Genomic DNA, 17,637 nt, shown 5'->3' on the forward strand with positions numbered 1-17,637 from the left:
ACCCGGCGATTTCAGTCGTCCGGGTAGGCCTGTTTTTCAGGAAGGTGGGAAAGGATGTCCGCAAAGCGTGATTACTATGAAGTTTTAGATATTTCTCAAAATGCCAGTGCCGAGGAAATAAAGAAAGCTTACCGGCAGAAAGCCCGGAAACTGCATCCCGATGTTAACCGGGACGATCCCCAGGCAGAAGAGAAATTCAAAGAGGTCTCCGATGCCTATGAAGTCTTAAGTGACCCCCAAAAAAGGGAACTGTATGATCGCTTCGGGCATGATGCTTTTGACCCGTCACGCAACGGAGCCGGAGGCTTCGGCGGTTTTGGCGGCTTCGATGATATGGGTGGTGGTTTTGGGGATATATTTGATATATTCTTCGGCGGCGCCGGAACCCGCAGAAGAACCGGTCCACAACGGGGTGCCGACCGCGAGCTGCGCCTGGAAATAAATTTTGAGGATGCCGTTTTTGGTATAGAAAAGGAGATCGAAATATCCCGGATGGAACGCTGTGAAAAGTGCAAAGGCAGTGGGGCGGAACCAGGCTCCGAGGTTAAGACCTGTCCTACTTGCCGGGGCACGGGGCAGCAGCGGACGGTGCAAAACACTCCTTTTGGCCGCTTTGAGACTTCTCGGCCGTGCAGCCAGTGCCGGGGTGAAGGCAAGATTATTGAGAAGGCCTGTTCAGCCTGCAAGGGCAACGGAGAACAAAGGAAAAACAGAAGAATTGATATTAGGATTCCAGCCGGTATTGACAGTGGTTCGCGTCTTCGCGTTCAGGGCGAAGGCGAGCAAGGTATAAGAGGCGGACCCTCAGGCGACCTTTATATTACAATACTGGTTCGGCCTCATGCTTCCTTTAAAAGAGAGGGTTATAACCTGCTATGCAAGCTGCCCATCGATTTTGTACAGGCGGCCCTGGGAACCGAAGTTGAAGTTCCTCTACTGGGTGGCGCGGTTCATTTGCTGCATATTCCGGAAGGGACCCAGCCGGGGGATATTATAACGGTAAAAGGAAAAGGTATTCCCCACCTGCATAGTCATCGCAACGGGGACCTCAAGGTGCAAATTGAGGTCAAAATTCCCCGCAAGCTAAGCCGCAGGCAAAGGGAAATTCTCCTGCAGTTTGCGGAGGAAAGTGATGAAAAAGGAGGAAAGAAAGGCCTGTTCGAAAAATTCAAAGATGCTATGGGATAGAGGGTGTAGTGGAATGAAATGGAAAGAGATCGCTGTTCTGACCGAAGGAATTTGTATTGAAGCAATAGCTGGAATCTTCCACCGGCTCGGTTCCGGTGGAGTAGTTATAGAGGACCCGCAGGCGGCCAGGAAATATGAAAACCAGGAGGAATGGAACCCCAATTTGGTTTCGCCGGACTTTCTCGATCACGAGTTTGTGCTCATTAAAGCTTATTTTATGGAAGAACGAGAAGTTATGGAAGAATTGCAAAGCTGCCTGGAGGCGGTCAAAGAGAACTTTAATGTTGAGTGTAAAGTCTTTATTGATGAGGTTAGGGATGAAGACTGGGAGAGCTCCTGGAAAAAATATTATCACCGTTTCAAAATAGGCGAGCGCCTGGTAATCAAGCCCTCCTGGGAAGAATACCAACCCCAAAGCGGGGAAGTGGTTATAGATATAGACCCGGGTATGGCTTTTGGCACCGGTATCCATGCCTCCACCCGTTTTTGCATGAAGTTTATTGACCATTATGTAAAAGGGGGAGAAAAGCTTATTGACGCCGGTTGTGGTTCCGGTATCCTGTCCATCGCCGCGGCCAAATTGGGAGCGGCCCGGGTCTTGGCCATGGATGTTGAGGAATTGTCGGTAAAAATCGCCCGGGAAAATGTTGAGTTAAACGGACTGAGCGACATTATTACAGTCAAGCTCGGGAATATTGTGGAGGAAATTCAAACATTCGAGGCAGATATGGTTGCGGCCAATATTACGGCCGAGGTGGTCACTTGCTTAATTCCGGAAGCCGCCAAAGTCTTAAAGAGCGGGGGCTATTTTTTTGGTTCTGGAATTGTCGACAGCCGCTGGCCGGGAGTGGAGAAGCAATTAAAAACCCATGGCTTTGTTATTGAGCAGGTTCTCCAGGATGTTGATTGGATAGGAGTAGCGGCGCGGAAAGAATAAACCGGGAATGGGGTGCTAGTCTTTGCCTCGTTTTTTTGTTTCTGCCGATAATATCAAGGGTAATAGCGTCTTGATTGATGAGGAGCAGACCCGGCATATAGAAAAGGTCTTGCGTCTCAAGTCCGGTGATATAGTCAAGGTTTTTGATGGAAACGGGAATGAATACCAGGTGCGCTTGCAGGAAAAAAAGCAGAAGATCTTGCAGGCCGAGATACTTGCCCAGGAGACAACAGCGGAGGACCTAGCCATTAATCTTACTCTGGTTCAAGGTATAGCCCGGAGCGAGAAGATGGATTTTATTATTCAGAAAGCGGTAGAACTGGGAGTAAGAAGCATTATTCCCCTGCAAAGTGAGCATAGTGTGGCTCGCTTCGACAAGGAAAAAGAAGGGAAGAAGGTAAAACGCTGGCAGAAGATTGCGCAGGAAGCCTGCAAGCAGTGTGGCCGCAACCATATTCCAGAAGTTAAGCCTATCTTGGATTTTCCCGCTCTTATGGCTCAAATAGGGGATAAACCGGCCCTGCTCTGCTATGAACAGGAGCGGGAAGCCTATTTTCGTACGCTATTAAGGGAGCAGCGGGAAAATTTTTGCACCCGGGGTCTTTTTCTCATAATAGGGCCGGAAGGGGGCTTTTCCCCGGCAGAAGTCGAAACAGCCAGAAGACAGGGTTGCTTCATTGCGGGCCTGGGCCCCAGGACTTTGCGAACGGAAACCGCCAGCCTGCTCGCTTGCGGCATCATCATGTACGAATATGGTGAACTCGGATGAAGCAAAGGGTCGTGTTGAGTGCATGAGACGGGAGTCAATTATGAAAAAAGTAGCTTTTCATACCCTGGGATGCAAAGTAAACCAGGTGGAAACAGAACAACTGAAGGAAAAGTTCATACAAAGAGGCTATCAACTGGTAGACTTCAATGAAAGTGCGGATTTGTACATCGTCAACACCTGCACCGTGACCCACAGCAGTGACCGCAAATCCAGGGCTATGCTGCGCCGGGCCGCCAGGAGGAATCCAGGAGCGCTGGTCGTTGCTACGGGTTGCCTGGCCCAGGTAGATGCCGCGCAACTGGCGGCCATACCCGGACTGAATCTAATAGCAGGCAGCCAGCAAAAAGAAGATATTCTCGATTTAATTGAAGGACAGGTCATCAGCAGGAGCGAGTCGGAGCCCCTTGTTGTATGCCCACCGCTGGTGGCGGAAAAGAAACTGCCCCCGGTTATCTATTCTAAGCGGCATGAAAGATCCCGGGCTTTTGTCAAGATTCAGGATGGATGCCAGAGTTATTGTTCTTACTGCATCGTTCCTTTTGCCCGCGGTCCTTCCCGGAGCAAACTGCCGGAGGATGTGGCAGCCGAGTTGCAGCAACTGGTGGATCTGGGTTATCACGAAATAGTATTGACCGGTATTCATACCGGGCTTTATGGAAATGACCTGGAAGATTGGAACCTTAGTAGATTGCTGCGATTGCTTTTCGCCAGGGTGAAAGGTGATTACCGTATCAGGCTGAGTTCCCTGGAGCCTGTGGAGATAGACGAGGAGTTGCTGGAGATGGCAGCCGGTGGAGAAAGACTTTGCCGTCACTTTCACATCCCCTTGCAGAGCGGAAGCAGCCGCATATTGCGAGCCATGAACCGCCGTTATGACCGGGAATTCTATTACAAACTGGTTCAGGATATAGTGCAGAGGGTGAATGGAGTGGCCATAACCGCCGATGTAATGGTGGGCTTCCCCGGTGAAGAAAAAAAGGATTATCAGGATACCCTGGCTTTGTTACAGGATTTACCCCTTTTGGACTTGCATGTATTCAAATACTCAAAACGACCGGGAACGGCCGCCGCTAAAATGGAGCCTCAGGTCAGTGACAGGGAAAAAGAAATGCGAAGTACCGAACTAATACAACTGGCTGAAGCAAAAAAGCGGAGTTTCATAAACCGGCAACTGGGACAGGAACTGGAGGTGCTGGTAGAGCAGAGGGTAGGAGAAGACTCTTTCCGGGGTCTTAGCGATAACTATTTAGAACTGGAGTTTTCTTCCCCCCGGGAACTGACCGGTGAGCTGACCGGAGAACTGGTCATGGTCGAGCTGGAGGCTATGGAAAACAGCATCGCCCGGGGGAGGCTATTATATGGCTCTTTTCTAATAGAACCCTACTGCCACGATACTCACCAGGAAGGATAGGATTACCAGTCCAACCAGGATATAAACCAACTTTTTTTGCCGGGGGTTGCGCATACCTTTGTTCATAAAACCCATCTTTAAATCATCCCTCATTTAAATTTTATAAATGCTTTGATGTCACTGCAAAAAGTTATAAATATGCATTAGCTTGCATAAATATACCGCTCGCAGTCTTCGCATGGGCAACACCTGCGGCTTGTCTCGTGGCTCAAGGGGTGCCGCGCTGATCTCCCATCCTGGTCACAACCTTAATAGTGACACCCGCAGGGTGGAACACCAGGAGTACCCGCAGGGTGATAGCGCTCTCGCGACGTCCTGTCGCTCTCCCCCTTTCGCCTGCTCGCCTTCGCCGGGTGTTGCATCCATGCTTCGCCAACGCTCGCTTTGTATATTTATGCAACCCTCATGCAACAAAAGGGGTTTTTGCAGTAGAGTCATGCTTTGCATTATCTTTATTACTTTATGCCAAAATCATATCATAAACAATCTGTAATTGCGCGTCAAATTAATCAGCGCCAATACCATTTAACAGCTCAACCAGCCAAAATATCAAAGAGTCTGGTAAAGCTTTACTTACCAGACTCTTAAAACATCTTTATTCTATTATCGTTCTGGCACTGGAAACACCGTAGTTGCTGAATTTCAGCGATTGAGCGGTATTAGAATCTTTTCTTTTTGCGGGCCGCTTCTGATTTTTTCTTTTTCTTAATACTCGGTTTTTCATAGTGTTCATGTTTCCTAATATCTTGTAAAACCCCTGCCTTCTGACAGGAACGTTTAAATCTCTTTAAGGCACTGTCAAGGGATTCGTTTTTCCCGACTTTTACTTCGCTCATTATTTCCCTCCCCTCAACCGACCAGCTTTAAGTAAATACCACTCTATTTTACTATTTAATATGCTTGGTAGTCAAGATTAGCCTGGCGGCCAGGCCAGTTGCCTACCACCCAGCAAATGATAGTGCAGGTGTAAAACCGACTGACCTCCCCATTCTCCGCAGTTGTTTACCAGGCGATAACCCTTGTCAGCTATGCCCAGCTCCCGAGCCAGTTTAGCCGCAGTCGTCTGAATGCAACCCAACAACTCTACATTTTCATTGGAAGCCTGATCCAGAGAAACGATGTGCTCACGGGGGATTAGCAAAATATGTACCGGAGCAGCCGGATTGATATCCTTAATCGCCACTATTCTCTCGTCTTCATAAACAAGCTCAGCGGGAATCTCGCGGTTTACAATTTTGCAGAACAAGCAATCGCTTTTATTCAAGTTCTCACCTCCATCAATCATAGTTTCTTTATGAGCTATGGTTTTGGAATCCGTTGCGGGTTCAAGTTAAATCAGATGATGCCTTAATTCTATCAGAAAATGCGCTTAAGTCAAAAGTTGTTTAGCGATAGAGATGGCGGTTTCCCTTTGCCAAAAAATACAATTCCCGGCCGGGCTATCAGTTTCAGCGACATAGTGGAGCAATTCTTGGTGATTTCCGGTCTAAAAAAATCTATCTTTCTCAAATTCTACAACATAACGGTGTTCCTCTGCCACCTGCTTCATATATTTCTTTGATTAAAAAACAACGTCCCTTTGTATTTGCGGTATTTATTGGGAGTGATCATGTTTTGTGATATGATGTTCTTACAAAATGATGTAAACAAAATCCGGTACGGTTATAATGAATATAGTTATATCACTGGAGAATTAAGCTCAGGAAGGTATTTTTTTATTATAATGAAGCACAGCCCTTGGCAACAGGAAGAGCGGGAGCTACTCAAATGGGAAACCATAATGTCTTTATTGGTTGGAAGGGGTGTTATTCTATAATGACGGCATTAAATGATACTTTTGAGATTATTGTTAATGGACAGGTAATATCTTTCCCTATCGATAAACCGTTAATTGCGAATAAAATAAGGGATGAGGTTTATATCTATGTTCCTCTGGACTTCTGCAGTGAGACTCTGGGAGCCAGGGTGGAATGGGAAGAGATCGGTAAAACGCTAGCTATTCATCGTGACGGCCAGAGCGTAAAGATGCGTTTCGGGGATAATTTGGCTGAAATAAATGACGAAAAAATATGGATTGGGGACAATCTGGCCGAGATTGAAGAAGGGGTTGCGTTTCTTAACTATCCACTTCCCTGGCTGCGTATCGAAGAGGGAAATATCTATGTCTTGCTGCAAATGTTCAGCCGATTCCAGGGAATGACCATCAAATGGGAGCCGGGGGGGAAGCTATTGATTAGTGATGCGACTGTACTGGCCCTGGAAAGCAGACCGGCCTCAATAATTAACGGTTCTATAAAGGAAAGGGCCGGACAGGAAAAAGATATCTTGTACGAGGAGGTATCCCGGCTAATAGATAATAGTGGCCTGGACAGGGTAAAAGAAGATATAAAAGGCTATCTGATGGAATCCGTTCGCATAAGGCCAAAAAGATGTGAAGAAGGCAATATAAGAATAGGAGAGTCTAAAATTGCCGGCATACCGGACCTGCCGTTTACTATGGAATGGCCATCAGTAAAGGGCAGACCGCTTTCTTTTATAGCCCAGTTAAATATGGAGGAACTGGCTGATATTTTGCCCCAAAATGAGCTCTTACCAGCAAAAGGCTGGCTTTATTTCTTCTATGATAATGAGGAACAGCCCTGGGGTTACCAGCCGGAGCATCGGGAACAATGGGAAGTCCTGTCTTTCGATGGTGACCCGGCACTGCTGGAGAGAAGAGCCTTTCCGGCTATGTTGCCTGATTATTGCCGTTTTATGCCCTACCGGCTGCAATTGGCCAGAGAGATATGTATTCCATCGATATGGTCTTTATACTATCAAACCCTCAAATTAGGTTGGCAGGAGCAAGAATTGTACCGCAAGCTCGAACAGGAAATTGTCCGGCTTTACGGAGACCGGGATGAGTTTGCCCCGGTTTATCGTGTTATGGGACATCCAGGTATTATTCAGCATGATATGCAGCTGGAATGCCAGCAGGTTTGCAATGGTTTTGAACCTTATAACTTTAATGATCCCAAAGTGGCAAAAGAGTATGGAAAAGCATGGGATTGGATATTGCTAATGCAGGTGGATTCCGATGAGAGCAACAACGGTATGATGTGGGGAGATTGCGGCAGGCTCTACTTCTGGATACCCCGGCAGGCTCTGCGGGAAAAGGATTTCCAGCAGGTATGGACCATTCTCCAGTGCTATTAGTAAGGAAATAAACTCTTTATGTCTATAGTAATTCCCTGTAATACCACTATTTTCATCGGTGGTTGTGGCCCCCGGCCATGGGGGGTTAGTAAGAAAATATACTTTTTGATGCTTAAGGATGAAGTTGTCAACAACCCCGTCCCTATGACAATAGTTTACATACATGGGGTGCAATGCTTGAAGTTGCACTTTATAAACATTATTTTTGCAAAGGGTAAAAAAGGAGCCGGGTGAATAACCCGGCTCTTTGCTATACCCCAAGTTTTTCCTTTAAAGCATCCTGCAATATTTCAAGTTTCTTTATCAAGTCCCGTTGTTTCATGTCTTATGTACCGCCCTTCTTATTTCCTATTATAATTATGCAAATTACTTAAAATCAATCATAAAATACTTCATTTATGCTTTTTGCCGGATATCGTAGCCTTGAAATAGGCAATTCATGCTATGGGGTTAAAAGTGGTTAAAGCATGTAGTCAGGGCGGGAAGCATATAATTTTATGAAGCTAAAGCCAATATAGGGACAGAAGCTGTAACAATGACAGGAAGCAGAAAGAACGTCCCCTTGCTTCCCCTTGTTTCGAAAGGAATGATTATAAGAATGGAGCGGCGCCGAGAATTATTAAACAAAGCCATGGCGGAATTCCTGGAACTGCCCGGGGACCTGGTGTTGGACCTGCCCAAAATAACTGTGGTGGGAAGAAATGAATTATATCTGGAAAACCACCGGGGCATTATTGAGTACGCTTTAAATCGCCTGCGCATTAATCTTAGCCGGGGATTTCTGGAGATAGAAGGAGAAGAACTGCAGATAAAAACGCTCATGCCGGAAGAAATGGGAATCAGCGGGGAAATTCATTCCATCAGGTTTTTGGATTAGCTTGGAGGAGGAGAGAGTATGTCCAATCGCTTTCTGAACCAGCTAGCTGGCATTATTAAGGTGAATTTACGGGGAGAGAGACCGGAAAAGATTATCAACCTCGCACTCAGCCGGGGAATACATATTTGGGATATAAAGAAAACTGATGATGGAATGCATATGAAGGTAAAAATCAGCGGTTTTGAGGCACTAGAAAATATCTGTGAGGAATATAACTATTCATTGGAAGTAATCAAGCAGGAAGGAGTTCCTTTTTTAAAGGGCCTTTTTGTTAGGCGCCTGGGATTCTGGGCCGGGGCGGTGATTTTTATTGCCGCCCTCTACTTTATGGCTTCATTTATCTGGTTTATTGATGTGAGCGGCAACCAGAAAGTAGACAAGAGCCGGATAATTATGACGGCAGCCAGGTATGGGGTATACCCGGGTGCTCCAAGATGGACCTTTAGCCGTAGTGAGGTTGAAGGAGCCATGCTGCGGGATTTGAACGAATTAGCCTATGTAAAAATTGATATTAAGGGGGTAAAGGCTACTATAGAAGTGGTGGAGAAAATATTCCCCCGTGAGGAGATTAGCGGACCTTGCCATATAGTGGCTGCCAAAGAAGGCGTAGTGGAAGAAGTGCTGGTTCTGGCTGGTGAGGCCCAGGTTGAGAAGGGTAAAGCTGTGTCCAAGGGAGATATTCTGATTTCTGGAGTGGTTTATCCCCAGAAAAACCCCTTTATGGAGGGAGTGGAAGAGGAATTGGAAGAAAAGCCTTCTCTGGTCAGGGCCCGGGGCCAGGTAAAAGCCCGGGTGTGGTATCAAGGATATGGAGAATGTCGTCTGCGTACAGAAAAAATACTTATAAGCGGAAAGAAAAGTAGTGAGATAAAATTGGAGATAGGGGGTAAAACCATACCCCTCAAGAAAGCAAAAATAAAAAACTATGATTATTCTATTTCTGAAATGAAACAAAAGGAAATAAAAACTCCACTGGGATCGGTTCGAGTATATAAAACCTGCTGGCGGGAACAGCTTAAAAAAATAACAGTATATAATGAAGAAGAAGCACTATCTATTGCTCAGGAAAAGGCTATGAAAAGCCTCTTGAAGAAAATGGGGAAAGATAAGAAAATTGTTAATCAGAAAAAAAGGCTTTTATCATCACCCAGTGATTCCATTATTAGAGTTCAGCTATCGGTTGAAACCATTGAAGATATAGCTCGGGCCGAACCTATAAATGTCAGTCCCAATGGCAATTGAATCTACCATATGATATAATAACAACGACCTTTGTACTCCGCTAAATAAACGGATAGAAGGTAGTTCCTTTTGCTTCGAGTGCAGATATTATTGGATGGATATTTCGATAGGGGGACTGAATGTTTGTTAGAAAAGGAAAGTAGAATTGCCTTATCGGACAACCAGCAAGCAGCGATATTTTTTGGCCCCGGTGACGAAAATTTTCGCCATTTGCGGAGTATTTCCCCGGCAGAAATATATGCTCGGGGAGCAGAGCTATTTATTAAAGGCCAGGAAGATGATGTTAAGCAAAGCTTTGATTTGATTCAGAATCTGCTGGAGGTAGTGGACCGAGAACAGCAATTGAATATAAATGACATTGATTACCGTTACACGCTAATTAAAAAAGGAGAGAAGTCCAGGCATCAGGATATTGTATCCTCCCCGATTTTGAATACCGCCCGGGGCAAAGCTATCAAAGCTAAAACCCTGGGACAAAAGAAATATATCAAATCAATATTGAAGGATGATGTGGTTTTTGCCATCGGGCCGGCGGGAACGGGCAAAACCTACCTGGCGGTGGTAATGGCGGTCCGGGCCCTTAAACATAAAGAAGTGGAAAGAATAATTCTGGTGCGACCGGCGGTGGAGGCCGGTGAAAAACTGGGATTTTTACCGGGAGATTTTATTGAAAAAGTTAACCCCTATCTTCGACCTTTGTATGATGGGCTTTTTGATATACTCGGGGTGGAAATAACTCAGCGCTATTTGGAGAAGAATATCATTGAAGTAGCACCCCTGGCCTATATGCGGGGGCGGACTTTGAATGATGCTTTTATAATTCTGGATGAAGCCCAGAATACCACCCCACAGCAGATGAAGATGTTTTTGACCCGTCTTGGTTTTGGCTCCAAAGCAGTCATAACCGGCGATATAACTCAGGTGGATTTACCAAAAGAAGAGTATTCCGGTTTAATAGAGATTCAAAAGATTTTAGGACATGTTTCCGGGGTATCCTTTGAATATTTGACTAAAGAAGATGTAATAAGGCACCCGCTGGTACAAAAGATTATAGATGCTTATGAAACTTACGAAGCCCTGGAAGGCCTCTAGAATCCCCTGGGGGTTGCGCGTAATGCGGGATAATAGGCCCACATTCAACTAGTGTTCTACTTGAGGAGCGTATAAATGAAGCTTAGCACTATCCTCAACTTTGTGTGGAAGAGAATATATGGCTTTCTTAGCCAGTCTACCACCAGAAAGGTTTTGGGGGTATTACTGTTCTTTTCCGTAACCATTTTTATTATTTTCTCCAAATTTACTCCCACCCAGGTTAGATTAAAACCAGATGAAGTGGCCCAGCGTAATATTCAATCTAATATCACCGCAGTAGTGATTGATGAAAAGCAAAGTGATGAACTGAGAAAACAGGCCGCCAGCAAGGTGCAAAAGGTTTATCAGGGCGATCAGTATGCTCTCTCCAATACAGAAACGGAGATTAATAATTTCTTTTCCACCTTGATGGAAATAATGAATTCTGATGATAAACAGGAAAAACTGTTGGACTTGCTGGATAGCAGCAGTAAGCGGAAGGATTATCTAAATCTAAAATATAACCGGCAGCAATTGGCTTCTTACCTCCTCGATACTCCAATATCGGACATAGAGACTATGAGGCAGACTTCCATAATGGCGGTTCGGGGAATAATGAGCAAACCCCTTACGGATGAGGCCATAAAGGGGGCCAGTGAGCAAGTTGACAAGCAGGTTGATGCGCTGGCATTTGCGCCCCAGGCCCAGGAGATTATGAAGCTGGTTATTAGCAATTCCCTTCGACCCAACCTGATATTCAATGAGGAAGCAACCAACAAGGCCATAGAAGAAGCTATGGCATCGGTGCAACCGGTGCAAAAGACTATTAAGGCGGGGGAAATAATTGTTCGGGAAGGTGACCGGGTTACTGAAGAACAGATTTCCACTCTGGAACAACTGGGTATTCAGAGGAGCAAGAGTTATCCTTTAACCATTCTCGGTGCAGGACTTTTCGTATTTTTAAGCTTTTGGCTTATTATTGAGTTCCTGCGTCGTTATTATAGGGATATTTTTGAAAATGACCGCCTTATGCTTTTAATTGGGCTGGTATTTATATTGATATTGTTAATAACCCGTTTTCTTACTATAATCAAAATTAGCAACCAGCCGGACATCAACAATCTGATGGCTTATTTAGCTCCTGTAGCTGCTGGCTCAATGTTGATTGCCATTTTGTTGGACAATCGACTGGCCTATTTTCTTACTATGATAATGGCTTTATATGTAGGATTGCTGGCTGAAGGCAACCAGCTCTTTTATGCGATAACTGCATTTGTAGGCGGATCTGTGGGAGTATTTCAGGTCTACAAGCTTAATCAGACCTCGGACCTGGCTCGTTCTGGCCTCTATATAGCTCTGGCCAACATGGTTTCCATAATAACCCTCTTCCTGATAGGGGGCAATTGGAGTCTGAACCTGGCAATAACCGGCGTGCTTATTGGGGCTATTAACGGAATTTTCTCAGCCGTTCTGATGATTGGGGCCTTGCCCTATTTGGAAAGTGCCTTTTCCATTACCAGCATGAATAAGCTTCTGGAATTCTCCAACCCGAATCATTACCTTTTAAGGCGGCTTTTGCTGGAAGCGCCCGGGACTTACCATCACAGCTTGATGGTGGGCAACCTGGCCGAAGCATCTGCCGAGTCTATCGGGGCTAATCCCTTGATGGTCAGGGTGGGAGCCTATTATCATGATATTGGAAAAATTAAGCGTCCCAATTATTTTGTGGAAAACCAACAAGGTTTCGATAATCCCCACGAAAAAATTGCTCCGGCTTTAAGTGCTCTCATTATCACCTCTCATGTTAAAGATGGAGTAGAAATGGCCCGGGAGGCCCGGCTTCCGCAGACAATAATCGATTTTATCGAACAGCATCATGGTACCAGCCTGACCAAATATTTTTATAACCGGGCTATGGAAGAAGACCGGGATGGAAAACTGGGCGAAGAAAGCTTCCGCTATGAAGGTCCCAAGCCCAAACGCAAGGAAGTGGCTCTGGTGATGCTGGCAGATTCCGTGGAAGCGGCGGTGCGCTCCCTGAGTGATCCTCGTCCGGAGAAAATTAGGAATATGGTGCGTTTGTTGATTAAGGACAAACTAAACGATGGACAGTTGGAGCTATGTGACCTCACTTTCAAGGATTTGGATACAATCGGCAACTCTTTTTGCAAAGTCCTGGAGGGAATGTATCATAAACGGATAGAGTATCCCGAAACCATAGTAAGAGAGTTTGAAAAGAGGAGAGAAAGCCATGGAAACCATGATAATAAACCAGCAGAACAAGATTAATTATACCAAAGAAATGCAGCAGGTTATTCTCAATGTAGCCAACGCCGTGGCAAAAATGGTGAAATTGTCCCCGAATACGGAGCTAAGTGTTATGATTGTGGACAATAGCTATATCAAAGAATTGAACTTGATTTATCGTGGCGAAAATAATCCTACTGATGTTCTTTCCTTTGCCATGAATGAACTTAGTGAAGAGGAAATGGATCTCGACCTGCCTGGAGAAGTAAATGTACTCGGAGATATCGTGGTTTCTCTGGAAAAGGCGGTCAGCCAGAGTGAAGAATATGGCCATAGCGTAGAAAGAGAGCTCGGTTATTTGATCGCCCATGGTATGCTTCACCTACTGGGTTATGATCATGAAAATGAGGAAGAACGCAATTTAATGCGAAACCTGGAAGAAAGAATCATGCATAAAGTCAAATTGGAAAGGTAGAATCCCAGGATGAAAGGGACTGGATTAAAGAGGAGTTTTGCCTGTGCCCTGGCGGGAATAGCCTATGTCTTCCAGCAGGAAAGGAATATGAAGATCCACGGGGTAGCAGCTATTATGGTTATGGGTCTGGGTTTATTCCTGCGAGTAACCCGCTGGGAATGGGGATTATTGTTAATTACTATCTTTATGGTCCTGGTGGCGGAAACGATTAACAGCGCTATTGAAAAGGCGGTGGATTTGCAGACAGAAAGCTATCACCAGCTGGCTAAAGCGGCCAAGGATTTGGCTGCCGGAGCCGTTTTATTAACCGCTATTATGGCCGTTATCATGGCCTTTCTTATTTTTGGACCATATTTACTTAGTTTAGCAGGAGGAGGCTGAATGTGAGCAAGAGGGAAGAACTGCTTAAATGGGCTCGTGAAGCTCAAAAAAATGCCTATGCCCCTTATTCTAACTTCCAGGTAGGGGCTGCCCTTTTGTCTGCAGGGGGCAAGGTTTATACGGGGAGTAATGTGGAAAATTCCTCCTATGGTTTGAGCATTTGTGCTGAACGGGCCGCCGTATTTAAAGCAGTCAATGCTGGGGAAAGAGATTTTACACTGTTAGCCGTAGTATCCAGCGGCCAGGGTTATGTTTTTCCCTGCGGGGCCTGTTTACAGGTTTTGGCTGAGTTTTCCCCAGAAATGAAGCTAATAATTACTGATGAAAAAGACCACTATAAGGAATACGCTTTGCAGTACATGCTGCCGCAAATCTTTGCACTGGGAAAACAGGAGGAGTAAAATAGATGAAATCTGGATTCGTAAGTATTGTGGGCCGCCCCAATGTGGGAAAATCTACTCTGCTCAATGCAATTATAGGAGAAAAAATCGCTATAGTATCGGAGAAGCCCCAGACAACCAGAACCAGAATTCAGGGCATATATACCTGTGAAAGGGGGCAGGTAATCTATGTTGATACCCCCGGTATTCATAAACCCAAGCACCTCTTGGGTGAATACATGGTAAAAGTATCTGCGCGCAGCCTGGAAGAGGTAGATATAATATACTATATGACTGATGTAACCCGTCCTTTTGGCGGTGGTGAGAGCTTTATCCTGGATCAATTGAAAGACGCCAGGGTACCGGTATTTTTATTGGTTAATAAAATTGACCTGGTTAGTGAGCAAGAGGTTAAGGATTATATTCAGATTTTTAACCAGCAGCGCAGTTTTTCTGAGGTAGTTTCCATATCAGCCGCTTGTGGTACCAATCTGCAGCTTTTGTTAGACAAGACTCTGGATGCTTTGCCGGAAGGCCCCCTCTATTATCCGGAGGATGACCTTACCGACCAACCCATCTATTTGCTTATTGCTGAATTAATAAGGGAGAAGGCTTTAATGCTGACTCATGATGAGGTTCCGCATTCCCTGGCGGTGGAAGTGGAAGAATTTAAAAAGCAAAGCAATGGTAAGGTCTATCTTAGGGCTGCCATATATATGGAAAGGGATTCCCAAAAGGGGATAGTAATCGGCAAAAAGGGTCAAATGTTAAAGACCATCGGGGAGCAGGCCCGCCAGGACATTGAAAGCTTGTTGGATACGGCTGTTTATCTCGATTTATGGGTTAAGGTAAAAAAGAACTGGCGTGATAACGAGAACACCCTGAATCAGCTCGGCTACCGGATGTAGAAAGAAGAGGATGGCTATTATGCTGGCTAAATACCTTGATTCCACTAATTTGCAAGCTGAAGCCCGGGCCAGCGATATCGAATCGCTATGTCAAGAAGCCCGGCAGTTCCAGGTGGCGGCTGTTTGTGTTAATCCCTTCCGCTTGGAACTGGCCTGTCATCTCCTGGCTGGAACTCCGGTCAAGGCTTGTACGGTAATAGCTTTTCCCCTGGGAGCCGATCATTGGAAGAATAAAGTGGATTCAGCGCGGCGGGCCTTGCAAATGGGAGCGGCTGAACTTGATATGGTAATGAATATCGGTGCTTTCAAGGATAGGGATTATCGCCTGGTGGAAAGAGAGATTAAGGAACTGCTCCGTCTAAGGGAAGAATATGCTTTTCTACTCAAAGTTATCGTGGAAACAGCTTTGCTTAGCAAGGGGGAACTGCAGGATATAAGCGCTTTGCTAAGTAATAGCGAAGCAGATTTTATTAAGACTTCTACTGGTTTTTCCAGCCGGGGTGTTACCCTGGAGGATATTGAGATTATTCGAGAATCCCGCCAAAGAAAGGATTTGAAGATTAAAGCCAGTGGGGGCATAAAGAGCCTGGATTTTGCCCTTGAATTGTTAAAAGCGGGGGTTGACAGAATAGGGAGCAGCAGTGCCTTGGCATTGTTGGAGGAGTACCGGCAAAGGGGAGGGCAGTAAGGAGACTGCCCTTTAATGCGGATAAAGCGGATAAGCCTTTTTATTATTCTGCTGGCTTTTTATACTAGCATAATGATCAACTATCCCAGCGAATGCTTGAAAAACCTGGGTTACAACCGGGTATTGGATTTCTATGGCCGGTGGGTGAGCTCCTCATGCAATCTTGACTTTCTGTACAATCCGGGGTTAAGGCAGACGGCTATTCCGCTGCACACCAGTAGAGTGGCGGCAGTAATTCCTGGTGGCTCCAATCAAGGAATTAAAAGGCAAATGGAAAAGCTGCTGGCCGAGAAATACCAGGTCATAATCGAGTGTTCTGCCATAGACACCTGGCATAGTAGTAAAGATGGACAGGAGTATTTATCCCGCATAGCTGCTCAGGCCTACCGGGTAGTAGTATTTGATGGAGGACACCATCTGCCCACTTTGGGGATGGCTCCGGATATTATTCTCGTTCCAGAACTGGCCGGCTTTGCGGTTCATACTTATATGCTCGATGGAATGAGAGTGGAAACTATACGGGATTTGGCCGAGGAAGCCGGTTGCCCTGCAGTGATTGTCAGAATACCTCGTTTGGCCCTGGTCAAGAACCAGCGCTCTCTCTCCATTATAACCCGTCGAATAATGGCTGCATCACATTATAGTGATAGGGAAAGCAGTACCGGGAAAATCATGCTGCAGAGCCGGATGAGCAAGTTCAACGGAATAATCTTTGCCTATGTGAACTATGAGTATGCAAAAAAACCCGAATTATTTTGTCAGTGCTTGAATGCTTTGGGAGTAGGGGATGCCCGTAAGCTTTATCTGGCCTTTGATTATGGCTGTATCAGCCCGGAAGAGGCAGGAGAATTTATGAAGAAAGTAAGTAAGAGCAGCGGGTTGCCCGCTCAAATAGTTAATGAAGCAGTAAAAGTAAGCAGTGTATTCTGGGGTGGGAAGTAAATGTATCTTCGTAGTCGGGCTATAGTAATAAAGAACATGGATTACCGGGAAAGCGACAAACTGGTTACAATATTTTGCGAACATGAGGGGAAAATGAAAGCAGTGGCCCGGGGAATCAAAAAGCCCCGCAGCAGCTTGCGGGCTTGTGTTCAGCCTTTTTGTCATTCATCGCTTTTTTTTAGCCGGGGTAAAGGGATGAATTTGATTACCCAGGGAAAACTACTGGAATTTTACGGCAATACCCGGGAGGATTTTGAACGCTCCCTATATGCTTTATATTTAATGGAACTGTTGGATAAGAGTTTGATGGAGGGAATAGCCATTCCCCGTCTCTATACCAGCACCCTGGAGGTTCTCTCTCATCTTAACCACAGCGGTTACAATCCCATGCTAATAAGGTATTTTGAGATGAACCTGCTGGTAAATTTGGGCTATAGCCCGCTGTTGCATCATTGTGTGCTTTGTGGGAAAAAGGATGACTTAAAGGTTTTTAGCCTTCCTGATGGAGGAATGTTGTGCCGGGATTGCAGCTATCAGGCTTCCGGAGCAGTCAGTTTATCCAAAGAAACCCTGGCCCTGATCGGTCTTCTGGGAAGCTCACGGCTGGTTACTGTAGAAAGGGTAAGGGTCTCCAATAAGGCCCAGAAAGAACTGGAGTATTTTTTAGAGAAATACCTGGAATATTACTTGGAAAGAAGATTTAATCTAAAAAAGGCCATGTCTATTTTGAAAAGGAGTATGCCCAAGGATACCCATCTTATATGAACGGGTTTACCAATAAAATCCTTAGCGCTTTTTCTACTCTCGTTGACAAGCAGGGGATAAAATTTGTATATTATAACGAGCCTATTAACAAACAGGCCGCGGGTTCTAATCCCCGCTTCGTTGCAGCGGTGTGGTTGAAACTGCTACACAGTTTCTTCCGA

General features: G+C 45.5%; 18 protein-coding genes. 16 read left to right on the plus strand and 2 right to left on the minus strand.

Annotated features, from left to right (window positions below):
- The first annotated feature begins 54 nt into the window (after nt 1–54).
- Genes dnaJ through mtaB form a run of 4 tightly spaced genes read left to right on the plus strand, consistent with a single transcriptional unit; the run spans nt 55 to nt 4,305 of the window.
- Nucleotides 55–1,188, plus strand: coding sequence for a molecular chaperone DnaJ (gene dnaJ, locus AWB54_RS09725; protein ID WP_061214413.1), 1,134 nt, complete (start codon nt 55–57; stop codon nt 1,186–1,188).
- A 13-nt stretch (nt 1,189–1,201) separates the two neighbouring features.
- On the plus strand, nt 1,202–2,125 hold the full coding sequence (gene prmA, locus AWB54_RS09730; RefSeq protein WP_061214414.1) for a 50S ribosomal protein L11 methyltransferase: 924 nt from the start codon (nt 1,202–1,204) through the stop codon (nt 2,123–2,125).
- A gap of 22 nt (nt 2,126–2,147) precedes the next feature.
- Nucleotides 2,148–2,894, plus strand: coding sequence for a 16S rRNA (uracil(1498)-N(3))-methyltransferase (locus AWB54_RS09735; protein ID WP_061214415.1), 747 nt, complete (start codon nt 2,148–2,150; stop codon nt 2,892–2,894).
- Nucleotides 2,895–2,934: 40 nt separating this feature from the next.
- Nucleotides 2,935–4,305, plus strand: a complete 1,371-nt coding sequence (mtaB, locus tag AWB54_RS09740; protein ID WP_061214416.1) for a tRNA (N(6)-L-threonylcarbamoyladenosine(37)-C(2))-methylthiotransferase MtaB — start codon at nt 2,935–2,937, stop codon at nt 4,303–4,305.
- Between the two features lie 659 nt (nt 4,306–4,964).
- Here the strand turns inward: mtaB and rpsU are convergent.
- A complete protein-coding gene (gene rpsU, locus AWB54_RS09745; protein WP_011640975.1) occupies nt 4,965–5,141 on the minus strand; it encodes a 30S ribosomal protein S21 in 177 nt (58 codons plus the stop codon).
- A gap of 77 nt (nt 5,142–5,218) precedes the next feature.
- Nucleotides 5,219–5,569: a histidine triad nucleotide-binding protein gene (locus AWB54_RS09750; protein ID WP_235811152.1), complete on the minus strand. Its 351-nt coding sequence runs from the start codon at nt 5,567–5,569 to the stop codon at nt 5,219–5,221.
- Nucleotides 5,570–6,120: 551 nt separating this feature from the next.
- On the opposite strand from AWB54_RS09750, the gene AWB54_RS09760 reads away from it, so the two are divergent.
- The 12 genes from AWB54_RS09760 (at nt 6,121) to recO (ending at nt 17,476) form a co-directional block, all read left to right on the plus strand.
- On the plus strand, nt 6,121–7,500 hold the full coding sequence (locus tag AWB54_RS09760; RefSeq protein ID WP_061214419.1) for a DUF1963 domain-containing protein: 1,380 nt from the start codon (nt 6,121–6,123) through the stop codon (nt 7,498–7,500).
- A gap of 535 nt (nt 7,501–8,035) precedes the next feature.
- Nucleotides 8,036–8,377, plus strand: a complete 342-nt coding sequence (gene yqfC, locus AWB54_RS09770) for a sporulation protein YqfC (protein ID WP_235811153.1) — start codon at nt 8,036–8,038, stop codon at nt 8,375–8,377.
- Nucleotides 8,378–8,395: 18 nt separating this feature from the next.
- Nucleotides 8,396–9,619, plus strand: a complete 1,224-nt coding sequence (yqfD, locus tag AWB54_RS09775) for a sporulation protein YqfD (protein ID WP_061214421.1) — start codon at nt 8,396–8,398, stop codon at nt 9,617–9,619.
- Nucleotides 9,620–9,742: 123 nt separating this feature from the next.
- Nucleotides 9,743–10,711, plus strand: coding sequence for a PhoH family protein (locus AWB54_RS09780; protein WP_061214422.1), 969 nt, complete (start codon nt 9,743–9,745; stop codon nt 10,709–10,711).
- Between the two features lie 75 nt (nt 10,712–10,786).
- Entirely contained in the window at nt 10,787–12,979 is a 2,193-nt protein-coding gene (locus AWB54_RS09785; RefSeq protein ID WP_061214423.1) for an HD family phosphohydrolase, read from the plus strand.
- Nucleotides 12,942–13,412, plus strand: a complete 471-nt coding sequence (gene ybeY, locus AWB54_RS09790) for an rRNA maturation RNase YbeY (RefSeq protein WP_061214424.1) — start codon at nt 12,942–12,944, stop codon at nt 13,410–13,412. The genes AWB54_RS09785 and ybeY overlap by 38 nt, the downstream gene beginning before the upstream one ends.
- 9 nt (nt 13,413–13,421) lie before the next feature.
- On the plus strand, nt 13,422–13,793 hold the full coding sequence (locus tag AWB54_RS09795; protein WP_061214425.1) for a diacylglycerol kinase family protein: 372 nt from the start codon (nt 13,422–13,424) through the stop codon (nt 13,791–13,793).
- A gap of 2 nt (nt 13,794–13,795) precedes the next feature.
- The gene (cdd, locus tag AWB54_RS09800; protein WP_061214426.1) at nt 13,796–14,194 is read left to right on the plus strand and encodes a cytidine deaminase; all 399 of its coding nucleotides are present in this window, start codon (nt 13,796–13,798) and stop codon (nt 14,192–14,194) included.
- 5 nt (nt 14,195–14,199) lie between these two features.
- A complete protein-coding gene (gene era / locus AWB54_RS09805) occupies nt 14,200–15,081 on the plus strand; it encodes a GTPase Era (protein WP_061214427.1) in 882 nt (293 codons plus the stop codon).
- 19 nt (nt 15,082–15,100) lie between these two features.
- Complete coding sequence (deoC, locus tag AWB54_RS09810) at nt 15,101–15,769, plus strand: deoxyribose-phosphate aldolase (RefSeq protein WP_061214428.1); 669 nt, start codon at nt 15,101–15,103, stop codon at nt 15,767–15,769.
- 15 nt (nt 15,770–15,784) lie between these two features.
- Nucleotides 15,785–16,711 (plus strand): hypothetical protein, encoded by a 927-nt coding sequence (locus tag AWB54_RS09815; protein WP_061214429.1) that lies wholly within the window; start codon nt 15,785–15,787, stop codon nt 16,709–16,711.
- On the plus strand, nt 16,712–17,476 hold the full coding sequence (recO, locus tag AWB54_RS09820; RefSeq protein WP_061214430.1) for a DNA repair protein RecO: 765 nt from the start codon (nt 16,712–16,714) through the stop codon (nt 17,474–17,476).
- Nucleotides 17,477–17,637: the final 161 nt, after the last annotated feature.

Source organism: Syntrophomonas wolfei subsp. methylbutyratica (assembly GCF_001570625.1).
GTDB lineage: Bacteria > Bacillota > Syntrophomonadia > Syntrophomonadales > Syntrophomonadaceae > Syntrophomonas > Syntrophomonas methylbutyratica.